Genomic DNA, 14320 nt, shown 5'->3' on the forward strand with positions numbered 1-14320 from the left:
TGATCATCAGCGTGATTTGATGACGGATTTGTGTGCGATCCTGACATCGTCTGCCGGTCCAAGCGGCGTTAAGACGCCGAAAGCTCGGTCGCGTCCGACCGAAATGAGTCCCGCCGTGCGCACCGAACGCCTCGTCCCCCTCATCGTCGCCTGCGCGCTGTTCATGGAGCAGCTCGATTCGACCATCATCTCCACCTCGCTGCCGGCCATCGCCCGGGACCTGCACGAGGACCCGATCGCGCTCAAGCTGGCGCTGACGTCCTATCTCCTCAGCCTCGCGGTGTTCATTCCCGCCAGCGGCTGGTTCGCCGACCGATTCGGCTCGCGCACCGTGTTCCGCGCCGCCATCGTCGTGTTCACCGCCGGCTCGCTGCTGTGCGGGCTCGCCCATTCGCTGCCGGAATTCGTGCTGTTCCGCATCCTGCAGGGCATGGGCGGGGCGATGATGGTGCCGGTGGGGCGGCTGGTGATCCTGCGCACCGTGCCCAAGGAGGGCATCGTCTCCGCCCTCGCCTGGCTCACCGTGCCGGCGCTGCTCGGCCCCGTGGTCGGGCCGCCGCTGGGCGGCTTCATCACCACCTATTTCGACTGGCGGCTGATCTTCTTCCTCAACATCCCGATCGGCTTCGTCGGCGTCATGCTGGCGACGCGGTTCATCCCCGACATCCGCGAGGACGACGTCGGCGCCTTCGACCTCAACGGCATGGTGCTCTCCGGCGTCGGCCTCGCCGGGCTCGTCTTCGGCTTCGCGCTGCTCGGCCAGCATGCGGTCGCGCCGTGGATCGCGCTGCTGGTCATCGCCATCGGCGCGGTGACGATGTTCCTCTATGTGCGCCATGCGCGGCACACGCCCCGCCCGATCCTCGACCTGTCGCTGCTGAGGATTCCAACCTTCTTCGCCGGCGTGGTGGGCGCCTCGCTGTTCCGCATCGGCATCGGGGCGATCCCGTTCCTGCTGCCGCTGATGCTCCAGCTCGGCTTCGGCCTCACGCCCTTCGCCTCGGGCATGATCACCTTCTCCTCCGCGGTCGGCGCGATGACGATGAAGTTCTCCGCCGCGCCGATCATCCGCACCTTCGGCTTCCGCCGGGTGCTGGTGGTGAACTGCTTCATCGCCGCCGCCTTCCTCGCGGCCACCGCGCTGTTCCGGCCGGACATGCCCTACCCGCTGCTGGTCGGCATGCTGCTGATGGGCGGCTTCTTCCGCTCGCTGCAGTTCACCAGCACCAACGCGCTCTCCTATGCCGACATCTCCAACGAGGCTATGAGCCGCGCCACCAGCTTCGCCAGCGTGGCCCAACAGGTGGCGATCTCCACCGGCGTCGCGGTCGGCGCGCTGGTGCTCGACACCATGCGGAGCTGGCGCGGCGACGGCACCATCCAGCTCGGCGACTTCAGCGTCGCCTTCGCGGTGGTCGGGCTCATCGCCGTGTGCTCGGTGTTCTTCTTCGTCCGCCTGCCGGCCGATGCCGGTGCCGCCCTCGCCCGCCGCCGCGTCAAGCCGGCCGTGCCCGCCGAGCCGCCCGGTGAGATGGGCAGCGCAGCCTGATCAGGTGTCCGAGCCGACCGTCTCCAGCCCGCGTCTCAGCGCCCGCCCGGCGGCGTCGGCATGGTCCACCCGGTCGATGAAGGACCGCGCGCGAGGGACCGGGTCATGCAGATACTGGTCCGGGCCCCGCATGCGGCGCGCGTTCAGCACCGACGTGTCGAGCAGCGGGAAGTCGACGGGCGCCACCGCACCCTCCCAGCCCTCGAATCGCGCCGCCCAGCCGCGTCTGTGATGCGCGAGCAGGCGCGTGCGCAGGCTGTAGCCGTGATAATCGAAGGCGAGCCGCCCGTCGGTCACATAGACATGCGCGCCCGGCAGGCCTTCCGCGGGAATGATCCGTTCGGCATAGAACCTCGCCAGCGGCGGCGCGGCGAGATAGACGCCGGCGAGGATGTGGCAGGCGCCGTGGCCGAAGAAGATGCGGTCCGGCAGCGCCCAGCGCCGCACTGGATCGCGCTTGATGCCGGGTTTGAGCACATACATGAGCCGTCCCCCGCGCGAGCGCCGGTCAGTCCGGCTGGTCCTCGCCCCGCCCGCGAAACCCGGATGCAACAACATACAGCTCGGCCGAGTCCGCGCGGCTCGCCTGCGGCTTCACGTGCTTCACGACAGTGAAGTCGCGCTTCAGCTCGGCGAGCAGCGAGCTTTCCGTGCCGCCCTGGAACACCTTGGCGACGAACGACCCGCCCGGAGCCAGCACCTGGCGGGCGAAATCGATGGCGAGCTCGACCAGGCCGACGATGCGCAGATGGTCGGTCGCCCTGTGGCCGGTGGTGTTGGCCGCCATGTCGGACAGCACGACGTCCGCCTCGCCGCCGAGCATCGCCTTCAGCCGGTCGGGCGCATCGTCCTTCAGGAAGTCCATTTGCGCGAAGTCGACGCCCGGCACCGGGTCGATCTCCAGCAGGTCGATGGCGACCACGTGGCCCCCGCCCTCCTCCGCCCGGATGCGCTTGGCGGCGACCTGGCTCCAGCCGCCGGGCGCGGCGCCGAGGTCGACCACCCGCGCGCCGGGCTTCAAGAGCTTCATCTTGTCGTCGATCTCGATCAGCTTGAAGGCCGCGCGCGAGCGCCAGCCCTCACGCTTGGCGCGGGCGACATAGGGGTCATTGAGCTGGCGCTGCAGCCATTTCTGCGACGAGGAACTGAGCGAGCGCGCCTTCTTCAGCCGAACCTTCAGCGGGCGCGCCTCTCCGCCCTTGCGGGCTTCGGGCTTGTCGATCACGTGGTCACGGCTCCGGCCTGCCGGCGCCAGACGCCGTCCGCGCGCATCAGCTCCACCAATATGCCCTCGCGCAGACCGCGGTCGGCAACCCGCAGCCGGTCGCAGGGGAAGGCCCGCCGCACCGCCTCGAGGATGGCGCAGCCCGCGAGCACGAGATCCGCCCGTTCCACACCGATGCACGGGTTGGCCGCGCGCTCGGAGAACGGCATGTCGAGCAGCCGGTCCACCACCACCCGCACCTGCTCCGCGCCGAGCCAGGTGCCGTCGACCTGCGAGCGGTCGTATCGCGGCAGGTCGAGATGGACGCCGGCGATGGTCGTCACCGTGCCGGAGGTGCCGAGCAGATGCAGTCGGCCGCAATCATGCGGGCCCACCGCCTGCACGAAGCCGTCGAGATGCGGGCGGAACTCGTTGACCATGGCCTCGAAATCGTCGCGCGTGACCCGCACCCCGCCATGGCGCTCGGCCACGGTGACGACGCCGAGCGGCACCGACACCCAGGCCCGGATCACGGCGGCCGGCGGTCCGCCGTCGCGGGTCTCGACCCGGTCGAGCCACACCACCTCGGTCGAGCCGCCGCCGATGTCGAACAGCACGGCGCCGTCCGAATGCGGGTCGACCAGCGGCGTGCAGCCGGCCGCGGCGAGACGCGCCTCGGTCTCGCGCTCGACGATCTCCAGCTTCAGGCCGGTCTCGTCCTCGACCCGGCGGATGAAGGCGTCGCCATTGCTGGCGGAGCGGCAGGCTTCGGTGGCGATGAGGCGGCTGTCGGCGATGTTGCGCGCGCCGATCTTGCCGGCGCACACGCCGAGCGCCTCGACCGCGCGGGTCATCGCCGCCTCGCCCAGCCGGCCCGAGCAGATCAGCCCCTCGCCGAGCCGCACGATGCGCGAGAAGGCATCGACGACGCGGAAGCCGTTGGCGGTCGGGCGGGCGATCAGCAGGCGGCAATTATTGGTGCCGAGGTCGAGCGCGGCGTAGCAGGGGTCGTAGCGCGGGCCGCCGCCATTCTCGCCACGCCCGCCGTCGCGCCGCCGGCCGTGCCAGTGGCGCGGACGCCCGCGATCGGACGGCTTGTCGTCGCGCGGCACCTCCGGGCGCGGCATGTCCGGGCGCGGCATCTCTTTGCGCAGCACGTCCTGGCGTGGCGGCCGCGCATCGCGCACCGCCCCGTCCTCGCGCGCCGGCCTTTCCGCCGCCCGTCGACCCGCCCACGTATCGGTCTCGTCGACCATTATGGATTCCCCGGCCGAAGCCGCCTGGCCGGACGCCGCGCGGGGCGGAGTCTCGGCCGGATAATTCAACATCTCGCGGGAAATGTAACATTCGGGCGCTAAGGCGCAATTAACTTCATGCCTGCCCCGCGTCGCACGCGGCCTACGGCCGGTGCGAGGGGTGGCTAAGCGAGGCAGCGGAAGGGGTCGCGCACCGGGTGGGGGAGCTCGCGCAGGCGCTCGTGCAATTCGGTGCGGCCGGTGCTTGGCACGGCAGGGCTCCGGCCAATTAAGACCATCGGGCGTGGCGGCTTGTGATGATGCGCGAGTTTGGCTGGGGGACCAGGATTCGAACCTGGACTAACGGAGTCAGAGTCCGCAGTTCTACCGTTAAACTATCCCCCAATTGGATCAATGACTTACGGCGCGTTGTACAGTTCCTGCGCCGGCGTTGTCCAAACGGTGTTTATGGGTCGTTCCTCTATATCGGTCGGGATAGGAGATCAAGCCCCTATGAAGGTTCTCGTCTGTGGAGGCAGGAACTACCGCGATAGGAACGCCGCGTTAGCTGCGCTCGACGATATGCATCGCCAGACGCCGTTCATGCTCGTGATCCACGGCGGGGCATCAGGCGCCGACTATCTGGCTGATAGGTGGGCATGGACTAGGCGCGTCGAGGCTATGGCGTTCAATGCAGATTGGAACGTTCACGGCGCCGTTGCCGGCCTAGTTGCGCGCTCGCCCATCAGGCGCGCGGCAGGCGGGAAATGGCGGCCAGGAACTGCCGCACCCTGTCGTCGCGCGACATCCGGCGGGGTTGTCCCATGGCGGAGCACCCCGACCGCGACTTTCCACCGGACGCCTGCAGCGTCCAAGGCCCCGCCGCCAGACTCCGTGCCCCCAACCGCGTTCAGTCCCCCAACGGGCGACCGATCAGCCAGCCGAACCAGCCGGTCAGAGCGTCGGCGTAGAGCGTGCCGAGGCACATGGTGATCTGCCAGCCGTCCTCGCCCAGCCAGGGCAGCATCGGGCGCAGCAGCAGGTAGACCGGCAACAGCAGGAGGCCGGCGATGCGGAAATCCCAGGGCGAGCGCAGGCGGCCATAGGCTTCCAGCGCCAGCAGCGTCAGCTTGCCCTCCGGCGCGCGGCGGGTCAGCGACAGCGTCAGCATGAACAGGTCCATGACCCGGTTGTAGAGATGCGGCAGGCCCGAAACCGGGTCCTCGAAGTCGATCATGCCCATCGCGCCGTCGAGCACCACGAAATTGCGCACCCGCGCCGCCCCGTGCCACTGCCCGACAGTGTGGAGTTGCGCCAGCAGCGTCGCCGCCTGCGAGACGAGGCCGCGCACGCGCTCGGAGCCGGTGTCGGCGCGCAGGATCGAATCGAGCGTCTCGCCCATATCCTCGAGCGCCACATAGTCCGGGCCGATGGCGACCACCTCGGGCACGTTGAAGCCCGCGCGGCGCAGCGCCCGCAGCCTCGTCACCTCCGTGTAGACGCGCTGGCGCGCCAGCGACATCCGGCGCAGCGGCAGGCTCGCGATCTGGCCGAGCAGGCGCTGGCCCCAGTTGCGGTAGTTCTTCTCGCCGTATTTCACCCAGACGGCGCGGTTGCCGGCCATGACCCGGAACACCCGCCGCTGCCTGTCGCCCTGCTCGGCGATCAGGGCGTCGATGCGCTTCCGGGGGATCTTAGGCGACGACATGTTGTCATTGAATCGTCATATCGACGGTATCGCAAGCCCGACGAACGCATCACTCCTTGCCGGAACGCACGCCCGGAGCCGCCTCACGGCCATCGGCACTTCGTTCACGCAACGAAAGGCGCACCGCCGGCTGCGCTCAGAGCATGGCGGCCCGGCCTATCCATGGTTGCGAAACGGCGCTCACCTTCGCGATTGGACGTATTTTACTACCATCGACTGCGACGACCGCAGGGTTGAGGTTTCATGACACCTCCACGCGGTGGGTTCCCACAGGTCAACCCATGCATCGGACTCAATGCTGTCATGCAGCATCCATGCTTTTGCGGCGCATCAGAGCGTCTATATTGCTGGCATACAGAATACATTCACTGGAGATTTTCCAATGACCACCGCTTCGCTGACCCGCCACAACACCCCGGACTTCTTCTCGCGCTTCGTCGAAAGCGTTGCTTCTTTCTTCGACGCCGTCGCCGAAGGCCGCCGCATCGCCCAGCGTTACGAGACCCTGTCGCGCATGTCCGACGCCGCTCTCGCCCGTCGTGGCCTGACGCGCGCCACCATCGCCCACGCTGCCGTCAACGGCCGCTGAGCCGACCCGTCAGATGATGTGCCGGAAGTGCTGAGCGCCCTTCCGGCGTCGTGATGCGCAAGACGACACTGTCGGTCGCACCGGCAGAGTCCATGACCGTCAGGCGGACGAAGCCCGCACCCCCCGGCTGCCAGAACAGGGTAGCCCCGCCGGTGGGCGGGCCGTTCGGCACCCCGTCGACCAGCACGGTCAGGGGCGCCCTTCCGCCATTGACCTTCAAAGCCAGCGGTTCGTCGCCGTCCTGCTCCAGCCGGGCCCCGTCCGGCGGGAACGCTATCGTCGGCCCTCCCCCCGTGGCGACCTCGCCCGCCATCCGGCCGAAATGCCGGAGCGGCGGCGGCAGGTCGCCATTGCGTGCCACCAGCGCCGCGCGCGGCGCGGGGCCGAGTGGGGCGGGCTTCGTCACCAGCCGCGCGAAGGCCTCGAACAGGATCGGCGCCGCCGCCTCGCGCCCGATCATGTTGGGCACCGGCTGCCCATCGGGTCGCCCGACCCATACCGCGATCGTGCGCCGCCCGTCGAACCCCACCGCCCACGCGTCCCGATAACCGTAGGACGTCCCGGTCTTGAAGGCGATCCGCCCGGTGCGCGCGTTGAGCGGCGCGGGCGTGCCCAGCAGCACGTCCGCGAGGTACCACGCCGCGACCCCGCCCAGCAGCCGGTGTTCGGGCGCCGGCGCGCCCTCCCCCGCCCCTTCCCGCATGCGCGTCGCCAACGCGTGCACCCGTCCCCCGTCCGCGATCCCCGCATAGAGCCCGGCCAGCGATTCCAGGCTGATGCCGGCGCCGCCGAGCCCGACCGCCAGCCCCGGCACCTCGCCGGGGGGCAGGTGCAGCGCGAAGCCCGCGCCGCCGAGACGGCTCGCCAGACGCTGCGGCCCCACCGCCTGCAGCAGCGCCACCGCCGGCACGTTCAGCGAGAACTGCAGCGCCTGCCGCACCGACACCGTGCCCTGATAGTCGCGGTCGAAATTGCGCGGGTGATACGCGCCGAAATGCGAAGGGCGGTCCTCGATCAGGGTCTCGGGATGCGCCACCCCGTCCTCGAAGGCGAGGCCGTAGATGAACGGCTTCAGCGTCGAGCCGGGCGAGCGCAGCGCGCGGGTCAGGTCCACCGCCCCGGCGCGTTCGGCGTCAAGCGGGTCCGCGCCGCTGACGCGGGCCAGCACCTCGCCCGTCGCGTTGTCGACCATCACCATGGCCAGCGAGACATGGGCCCCGAGCTCGTGCACCCGCTCGCGCGCAAGCGCCTCGAGCCGGCTCTGCGCCGAAGCGTCGATGGTGAGGTGGTGTACCCGCGCGCCCGGCCGCTCGCGCCGCGCCGCCTCGGCGGCATGGGCCGCCAGCATCGGCATGTCGAGCCGCCCGGACGGGATCGCCGCGTGGCGGGCGAACTCGGCTTCCGGCGCGCCGAACAGGCCGGCATCGTGCAGCCGCGCCAGCACCGCCGCGCGGGCGCGCTCGGCCTCTTCGGGATGGCGGTCGGGCCGGCGCATCTCGGGCGATTGCGGCAGCGCGACCAACAGCGCCGCCTCGGCCAGCGACAGCCGACACGGCTCCTTGCCGAACCAGGCGAGGCTCGCCGCCCGCACGCCCTCGATATTGCCGCCATAGGGCGCGAGGGCGAGATAGAGCGCGAGGATCTCGCGCTTCGACAGCCGCGCCTCCAGCTCGATGGCGCGGCGCATCTCCGACAGCTTGGCGCCGATCTTCGCCATGAGCCCGCCGCCCCGGCGCGGCTCCAGCAGGCGCGCGACCTGCATGGTCAGCGTCGAGCCGCCGGAGACGATGCGCCCGTGGGTGAGCAGTTGGCCGGCGGCCCGCAGGATCGCCACCGGGTCGACCCCGCCATGCCGGTAGAAGCGGTGGTCCTCATAGGCGATGAGCATGTCGACATAGCGCCGGTCGACCTCGGCGAGGTCCGGCGCCAGCCGCCAGCGCCCGTCGGCGAGTGCGAACGGGCGCAGCAGCCGCCCCTCGCGGTCCAGCACCTCAGTCGAATAGGCGAGCGCCGGCGCGGGCGGCGCCTCGGCCCGCACCCCGACGAGCCAGGCATAGGCACCGCCAACGACGAACATCGCGCCGATCAGGGCGATGCCGGCCGCGCGCTGCCAGAAGCGGCTCACCGCGCGAACTCCATCATCGCGCCGGCCCCGTCACCTCGGTGCGCCCCGCCGCCGTGCGCGCGAAGCGGCCGGGGCGGTACATGTCCTCCACCGTTGCCGGCGGGTGGGCGTAGCTTCCCGGCGAGACCGCCCGCACCACATAGGCGACGCGCAGCAGTTCGGGCTCGTCCGAGCCCTGCGTGCGGTCGAAGGCGGCGGCGAAATAGGCGTCGCGGAACTCGGCATGGGCCGCTTCCGTGGTCTCGCCGAGCCAGGCGAGCGCGCCCGCATCCGAGCCCACCGCCAGCGCCGGATTGTCGATCTCGAAGCCGGCCGGCAGGTAGTCGACCAGCAGCACGTGGCTCTGCGCCGCCTCGTCCTCCTGCGCCTCCAGCACCACCACGAGCCGCGCGTTCTGCGCCACCTTGGCCGGATCGACGGGCGCGCCGGCGAGCGTGAAGTAGCTGCGCGTCAGCGAGAAGCCGTTCGCCGCCGCCGGCTCCGGCGTCGCCGGCGGGCCGTCGATCGACACCGCCACGTCGAGCGGCGCGGTACCGCGATTGGTGAGGGTGATCGGCCCCGCCTCCAGCTCCTGCGGCGTCAGCGAGCGCTCATAGATGCCGGTATGGGCGACGCCATCTATGTCGAGCGCCACGCCCTTGCCCTCGCGCGCCGCGCGGGCGGCGAGCAGCAGCCAGGCGTCCTCCTGGGTCGAGGTCGGCCCGGCGTCGACGAAGGCGGTGGCGACCCGGGCGCGGGCGGTGCGCGCCGCGCCTGTGAAGCCGGCCTCGGAGGCGAGCGTCGCCACGCCCGCCGCATCGCGCAGCACCGAGCCGAAATCGGGCCGGCCGGCCACCAGCGTCTGCGGCGCGTCCGGCAGCAGCTCCAGTGCCGCGCCGAACACGCGCTCGGCCCGGCTCTTGTCGCCGAGCATGGCAAGCGCCGCGCCGATCTGACCGCGCGCGAACGGGCTCTCCACCGCGTCGAGCTTAGCGTCGGCGACATAGCGCAGGTCGCCCAGCGGCGCCCTTCCGTTGCGCGCCAGCACGTAGATCGCATAGGCCGCGCCCTCGTCGGTCGCCCCGTCGCCGGCATAGGCGATGGCGTTGCGCAGCCGGTCGAGCGCCATGGCGAAGGGCTGCTCGGGCACGGTGAAGCCCCGCTCGCGCGCCCGCGTGAGGAAATCGGTCACATAGGCGTCGAGCCACAGATCGTTGCCGCCCGCCTGCCACAGGCCGAACGAGCCGTCCGAGCCCTGCCGGGCGACCAGCCGCGCGATGGCGTTGTTGATCGTCTCGCCCGGGTCGTGGGCCAGCCTGAACCGCTCCGGCCCGCCGAAATCGGACAGGTACAGCAGCGGCATGGCGCGGCTGGTGAGCTGTTCCGAACAGGTGAAGGCGTAACGGTCCAGCGCGCCGAACAGCGCCGGCACGTCGAGCGCGGGATCGCCGCCGGCGAACACGCTCACCCCGCCCGTCCCCGGCACCAGGTCGGCGACGAGGTCGCGGCTCAGCGTGATCGAGGCGCCCGGCTCGATGGTCTGGACGCTGCGGCGCGAGATCGCGGGATAGGCGGGACGCACGTTCAGCCGGTAGTCGCGGGCGATGTCGAGCCCGCCGGGCCCGGACAGCCGCACCGAGACCTTCGCTTCGCCCAGCCCCGTGCCCGTGAGCGCAAGGCTGAACGCCTGCCGCCCGCCCGCCTCCAGCGGCACCGTATGGGGTGCGTCGGCCACCGAGACCGGCCCGTCCGTCACCACGTCGAGCGCGTAGTCGCCCGCCGCGCCGTCGACATTGGTGATGGCGAGATGCAGGTTCGAGCGGTCGCCCTCGGCGAGGAAGCGCGGCAGCGTCGCGGTGATCACCACCGGATCGCGGATCGTCACGTCCGCCGCCGCCTGCCCCACCGCCACGCCGGACCACGCCACCGCCATCAGCTTGCCGGTGCCGTCGAAGGCGGGAATGTCGAAATCGACCGTGCCCCGGCCGTCTGCGTCGAGCTTCACGACGCCGGAGAACAGCGCCAGCGGCGGCTGCGTCGGCGGCTCGGCCTGCAGCCCGCCGGCCATCGCGTCGCCGCCCGAACGCAGCCGCCCGCGCCCGCCGAGCATGCCGTCGATGAGCTGGCCGTAGAAGTCGCGCACCTCGGTGCCGAGCGCACGCTGGCCGAGATAGAAGCCGTCGGGATCGGGCGCCTTGAAGCCGGTGAGGTTGAGGATGCCGACATCGACCAGCGCCACCGTCACATAGGCCTCGCTCCCCCGGCCCGGCCCGCTCACCTCGATCGGCACCGACATGGTGGTCTGCGGGCGCACCTGCGCGGGGGCGTCGAGCTTCACGTCGAGCACGCGCTGCGCGCGGTCGACGCCGAACCAGGCGAGGCCGATGGCGCGGCCGGGATTGCGGCCCGCCGCCACGTCGAGCGGGCGATGCAGGAAGGCGAGCGCATAGGCGCCCGGCCCCCAGCCCGCCGCCACCTCGAACGTCGCCGAGCTGTCGCCGGCCGGCACGTCGAGCGTCTTCGAGGCCAGCACGCCGTCGCCCACGATCATCACCGTCGCCGAACCGGCATAGCGGCTGGTGAGGTTGACCTTCAGCGTGTCGCCGGCCGCATACTGCTCCTTGTCGAGACCGACCTCCAGCCGGTCGGGCGCGTCTGCCGTGGCGCCGCCGCCCCAGCCGGCCTGGAACGGCATCACCGTGCCGAGCGCGCCGTCCGCCACCTCCAGCCGGTAGCGGCCCCATTCGACCGGCAGGCTCAGCCGCGCCGGCGCGTCCGCCTTGAGGTCGAGCGTGCCGTCGGCGACCTTGCGCGTCGCCTGCACCGGCTCGAAGTCCCAGGACGAGCCGGTCCGGTACCATTGATAGCGGGTCTCGACGCGGTACAGCGCCCAGGTGGCGCCCGGCCGGGCGACCGGCTTGCCGTCCGCGTCGAAGGCCTGCACCTCGAAGCCGGCCTGCGCGTTCTCGCCCGGGCCGTCGGGGCCGAACAGCGGCTTCACGCCGAGCTCGACCCCAGCGGAGCGGACCGGCAGCACCAGCGAGCGCCGCACCGAGCGCCCGCCCCCCTCGTCGAGCCCGACGAAGATCTCGGCCTCCAGCGGGCGTGCGGTGGCCGGCAACGACGGCAGCGCGACGGTAAGTGAAGCCTTGCCGGTCGGGTCGGTCACCGGCGCGTCGGGCAGCGGCTCGCGCACCGGGGTGAAGCCGTCATCGGCGCGGCCGAACCGCCAGCCCGGCAGGCCGGGGCGCGCATCCGCCACCCGGACCTCGATCTCGCCCTCGATGTCGAGCCCCGCCGCCGGCGGGCCGAACAGCCAGCGCCCCTGCGCATCCACCTCGACCGGCGTGCCGGGCGCGATCGCCGTGGCGGTGCTCGTCAGGTCGAGCGCGAGGCGCTCGGGCACGTAGTCCTCGAGCAGGAAGGTGGTGGAGCCGATCGGCGCGCCCTTCGGGTCGACATAGGCCTCGACGCGCCAGGTGCCGGTCATGGCACCGCTCATCAGGTCGAACGCGGCGGTGCGCCCGCCGGCGCCATGGTCCTGCACCAGCTCGCGGTTGTCCTCGACCCCGTCCGGCCGCTTGAGGATCAGCGTCAGCGGCACGCCGGTGACGGCCTTCACCTGCGGGTCGCGCAGCAGCGCGGTGACGTGCACACTCTCGCCGGAGCGGTAGACGCCCCGCTCCGTAGTCACGAAGGCGTCCATGCGTGCCGGCGCCGCGCGCCCGCCCACGCCCCGGTCGGTCAGGTCGAACGCCTGGTCCTCCAGCGACAGGAAGGCGTAGTCGCCGTCCTTGGCGCGGGCGACCAGCACGGTCGGGGCGAAACCGTCCGTGCCGCGCACCAGCCCGGCATCGAAGGTCGCCTCGCCCGAGGCGTCGGTGGTGGCGGTGGCGAGCACCTCGTTCGACTTGGCGACGAGGCTGATCGCCACCCCGTCGAGCGGCTGCGCGGTGCCGAGCGCGCGCACCAGCACGGTGAGCCCGGTATCGCCCGACAGCGCGGTCATGCCGAGGTCCGAGACCACGAACCACTGCGTGGCGCGCGAATTCCATTCGTCGTTCGGGTCGGCCGCGTCGCCGGCCGGCCGCGCGGCCAGCACATAGACGCCGGGCGCCAGCGTGCCCACCGCCTCGTCCACCGGGAAGGAGGTGGTGACGTCCTCGTTCAGCGGCGAGGCGGTCTCCAGCTCGCCCTTGAACACCAGCTCGGCCTGCCCGTTCTTGAGCTGCTGGAGGTCGTAGGCGCCGAGGTCGCGGCGGAAGTCGCCGTCGAGCGCGGTCGGGATCAGGCTGCGGTCGCCGATGCGGTAGAGCTCGACCCCGACCAGCGAGGTGTTCACGCTCACCAGCGGAATGCCGCGCGGACCGGTGCGCGGCAGCACGTAGTTGCGCCCGGTGAAGCGCACGCCCGGCTTGCGGTCGCGCACATAGACGGTGAGCTCGGTGCCGTTCTGCAGCGGCTCGGCGGCGATCGAGGAGGGAAGCCCCGCGCGCAGGCGCAGCTCGTAGCTCTCGCCGTGCTTCAGCCCCTCGACGCAGAGCTGCTGGTCCTGCGCCGTGACCGCCGGCTTCTCCACCGGCCCGTCCGGCCCGGTGAGGCCCACGAAGGAGGAGAAGTCGATCCCGCCCGCCGCCAGCGGCTCGGAGAACTGCACGCAGATGCGCGGATTGGCGGCGTCCGAATCGACGCTGTAGTCCAGGATGCGGAAGCCGCGCTCGGTCCTCAGCTTGTCGTAGAAGGCGCGCTGGCTCGGCACGTCCACATAGGTGAAGGCCTGGGTGAAGGTGTCGAGCGAGGCCCGCCACAGCGAGCGCGTGTCGTAGAGATGGGCGATGGCGTAGAGCGCCGTCGCCTGCTGGTCGCGCGTGGACGCGTTGCGATAGGCGAGGAAGGCGGCCGCCTGCGCGCGGTCGAGGAAGGTGTCCGAGCCCTCATTGTCGTCGGGCTTGATGCGCATCAGCGCGCGGGCGAGCTGCATCCACAGGCCGGAATCGGTGCGCGCGCGCTGGGCGAGCCGGCCATAGATCTCCGCCGCCCGGCGCGCGTCGCCGGACGCGAGCGCGGCATCGCCGTCCCGGCGAAGCTGCGCCGCCGGCTTGGCGAGCGGCGCGCGGTCGCGCGAGAGCAGCGCCTCCAGCCGGCGCGCGGATTCCACGAGGTCGGGGCGCGAATAGGTGGCGGGCAGCGCCGCCTCGGACGCGGCCGCCCCTCCGGCCGCTCCCCCGCTCTGGGCGGCGGGCGCCGGCCGCACGGGCGGCTTGGGCGGTGTCTGGGCGAAAGCCGAGGAGATCAGGAGAGCCCCGAGCACGGCCGGCACGGCGATGCCGCGCCCGATCCATCCCCGAGCCGACGACAACGCGAACATGGCACTACCCCGTTTCCAGCCGGACGGTACCCTAACGATAGGACGGTTTGGCCCGCGCGGCCATCCACGTTCCGGCCATGTTGGCGGCGCAGCCTTCTTTGCGCGGATGTCACACAGCCGAGGATTGCCGTGCGCGCGCCATTGAATAGGCGTTCGCGCTTCGCTATACGGGCCGTCATCCATCAGGAGGCCCGCCGCCGCGGCAGCGGCTGGCGTGCGCTCCTTATCCACCGTGGGCCGGACGCGGCCGCCGAGACCAGAGGCATTCCATGTCGACCACGTTCGAGACCGTTGCCAACATCATCGCCGAGACGTGCGACATCCCGCGCGAGAACATCACGCCGGAAAGCCATGCCATCGACGATCTCGGCATCGACAGCCTCGACTTCCTGGACATCGCGTTCGCGATCGACAAGGCGTTCGGCATCAAGCTCCCGCTGGAGAGCTGGACGCAGGAAGTCAACGAGGGCAAGGCGACGACCGAGCAGTACTTCGTGCTCAAGAATCTTTGCGCGCGCATCGACGAGCTGATTGCCGCCAAGACCGCCTGACCGGCAGGCGGA

The 14320-nt window shown here is 71.3% G+C and carries 10 protein-coding genes and 1 tRNA gene; 4 read left to right on the forward strand and 7 right to left on the reverse strand.

The features are described from left to right. The first annotated feature begins 115 nt into the window (after positions 1–115). Positions 116–1549, forward strand: coding sequence for an MFS transporter (locus NVS83_RS18165; protein WP_258740573.1), 1434 nt, complete (start codon positions 116–118; stop codon positions 1547–1549). Here the strand turns inward: NVS83_RS18165 and NVS83_RS18170 are convergent, their stop codons facing one another. The 4 genes from NVS83_RS18170 to NVS83_RS18185 form a co-directional block, all read right to left on the reverse strand. Next, positions 1550–2032: a hypothetical protein gene (locus tag NVS83_RS18170; protein ID WP_258740574.1), complete on the reverse strand. Its 483-nt coding sequence runs from the start codon at positions 2030–2032 to the stop codon at positions 1550–1552. 25 nt (positions 2033–2057) lie between these two features. After that, the gene (locus tag NVS83_RS18175) at positions 2058–2774 is read right to left on the reverse strand and encodes an RlmE family RNA methyltransferase (protein ID WP_258733475.1); all 717 of its coding nucleotides are present in this window, start codon (positions 2772–2774) and stop codon (positions 2058–2060) included. After that, entirely contained in the window at positions 2771–4009 is a 1239-nt protein-coding gene (locus NVS83_RS18180) for a Ppx/GppA phosphatase family protein (RefSeq protein ID WP_258740575.1), read from the reverse strand. The genes NVS83_RS18175 and NVS83_RS18180 overlap by 4 nt, the downstream gene beginning before the upstream one ends. A 310-nt stretch (positions 4010–4319) precedes the next feature. Further along, positions 4320–4393: transfer RNA gene (locus tag NVS83_RS18185), tRNA-Gln, on the reverse strand. Between the two features lie 108 nt (positions 4394–4501). Between NVS83_RS18185 and NVS83_RS23570 the strand changes: the two genes are divergently transcribed. Then, entirely contained in the window at positions 4502–4981 is a 480-nt protein-coding gene (locus NVS83_RS23570) for a DUF2493 domain-containing protein (protein ID WP_374115083.1), read from the forward strand. Here the strand turns inward: NVS83_RS23570 and NVS83_RS18190 are convergent. Next, a complete protein-coding gene (locus NVS83_RS18190) occupies positions 4899–5696 on the reverse strand; it encodes a lipopolysaccharide kinase InaA family protein (RefSeq protein ID WP_258740576.1) in 798 nt (265 codons plus the stop codon). The genes NVS83_RS23570 and NVS83_RS18190 overlap by 83 nt on opposite strands. Before the next feature lie 382 nt (positions 5697–6078). Here NVS83_RS18190 and NVS83_RS18195 point away from each other — a divergent pair, with 382 nt between their 5' ends. Next, positions 6079–6285 carry a DUF1127 domain-containing protein gene (locus tag NVS83_RS18195; RefSeq protein ID WP_258733485.1) on the forward strand — a complete coding sequence of 69 codons (207 nt, stop codon included), beginning with the start codon at positions 6079–6081 and terminating at the stop codon, positions 6283–6285. On the opposite strand, the gene pbpC is transcribed toward NVS83_RS18195, so the two are convergent. Together pbpC and NVS83_RS18205 are read right to left on the reverse strand one after the other, a co-directional pair. Then, positions 6272–8362, reverse strand: coding sequence for a penicillin-binding protein 1C (pbpC, locus tag NVS83_RS18200; protein ID WP_258740659.1), 2091 nt, complete (start codon positions 8360–8362; stop codon positions 6272–6274). The two genes, NVS83_RS18195 and pbpC, sit on opposite strands and share 14 nt — an antisense overlap. A gap of 61 nt (positions 8363–8423) precedes the next feature. Next, on the reverse strand, positions 8424–13757 hold the full coding sequence (locus tag NVS83_RS18205) for an alpha-2-macroglobulin family protein (RefSeq protein ID WP_258740577.1): 5334 nt from the start codon (positions 13755–13757) through the stop codon (positions 8424–8426). Positions 13758–14026: 269 nt separating this feature from the next. Here NVS83_RS18205 and NVS83_RS18210 point away from each other — a divergent pair, with 269 nt between their 5' ends. Then, entirely contained in the window at positions 14027–14308 is a 282-nt protein-coding gene (locus NVS83_RS18210; protein WP_163074070.1) for an acyl carrier protein, read from the forward strand. Positions 14309–14320 lie beyond the last annotated feature (12 nt).

The organism is Ancylobacter mangrovi, from assembly GCF_024752335.1.
In the GTDB taxonomy this organism is placed as follows: domain Bacteria; phylum Pseudomonadota; class Alphaproteobacteria; order Rhizobiales; family Xanthobacteraceae; genus Ancylobacter; species Ancylobacter mangrovi.

What these genes read in the sequence shown, in the direction of transcription:
- NVS83_RS18190 (WP_258740576.1), bottom strand. Translation starts at nt 5,696, where the DNA reads ATGTCGTCGCCTAAGATCCCCCGGAAGCGCATCGACGCCCTGATCGCC.
- NVS83_RS18195 (WP_258733485.1), top strand. Translation starts at nt 6,079, where the DNA reads ATGACCACCGCTTCGCTGACCCGCCACAACACCCCGGACTTCTTCTCG.
- pbpC (WP_258740659.1), bottom strand. Translation starts at nt 8,362, where the DNA reads ATGTTCGTCGTTGGCGGTGCCTATGCCTGGCTCGTCGGGGTGCGGGCC.
- NVS83_RS18210 (WP_163074070.1), top strand. Translation starts at nt 14,027, where the DNA reads ATGTCGACCACGTTCGAGACCGTTGCCAACATCATCGCCGAGACGTGC.
- NVS83_RS18180 (WP_258740575.1), bottom strand. Translation starts at nt 4,009, where the DNA reads ATGGTCGACGAGACCGATACGTGGGCGGGTCGACGGGCGGCGGAAAGG.
- NVS83_RS23570 (WP_374115083.1), top strand. Translation starts at nt 4,502, where the DNA reads ATGAAGGTTCTCGTCTGTGGAGGCAGGAACTACCGCGATAGGAACGCC.
- NVS83_RS18205 (WP_258740577.1), bottom strand. Translation starts at nt 13,757, where the DNA reads ATGTTCGCGTTGTCGTCGGCTCGGGGATGGATCGGGCGCGGCATCGCC.
- NVS83_RS18170 (WP_258740574.1), bottom strand. Translation starts at nt 2,032, where the DNA reads ATGTATGTGCTCAAACCCGGCATCAAGCGCGATCCAGTGCGGCGCTGG.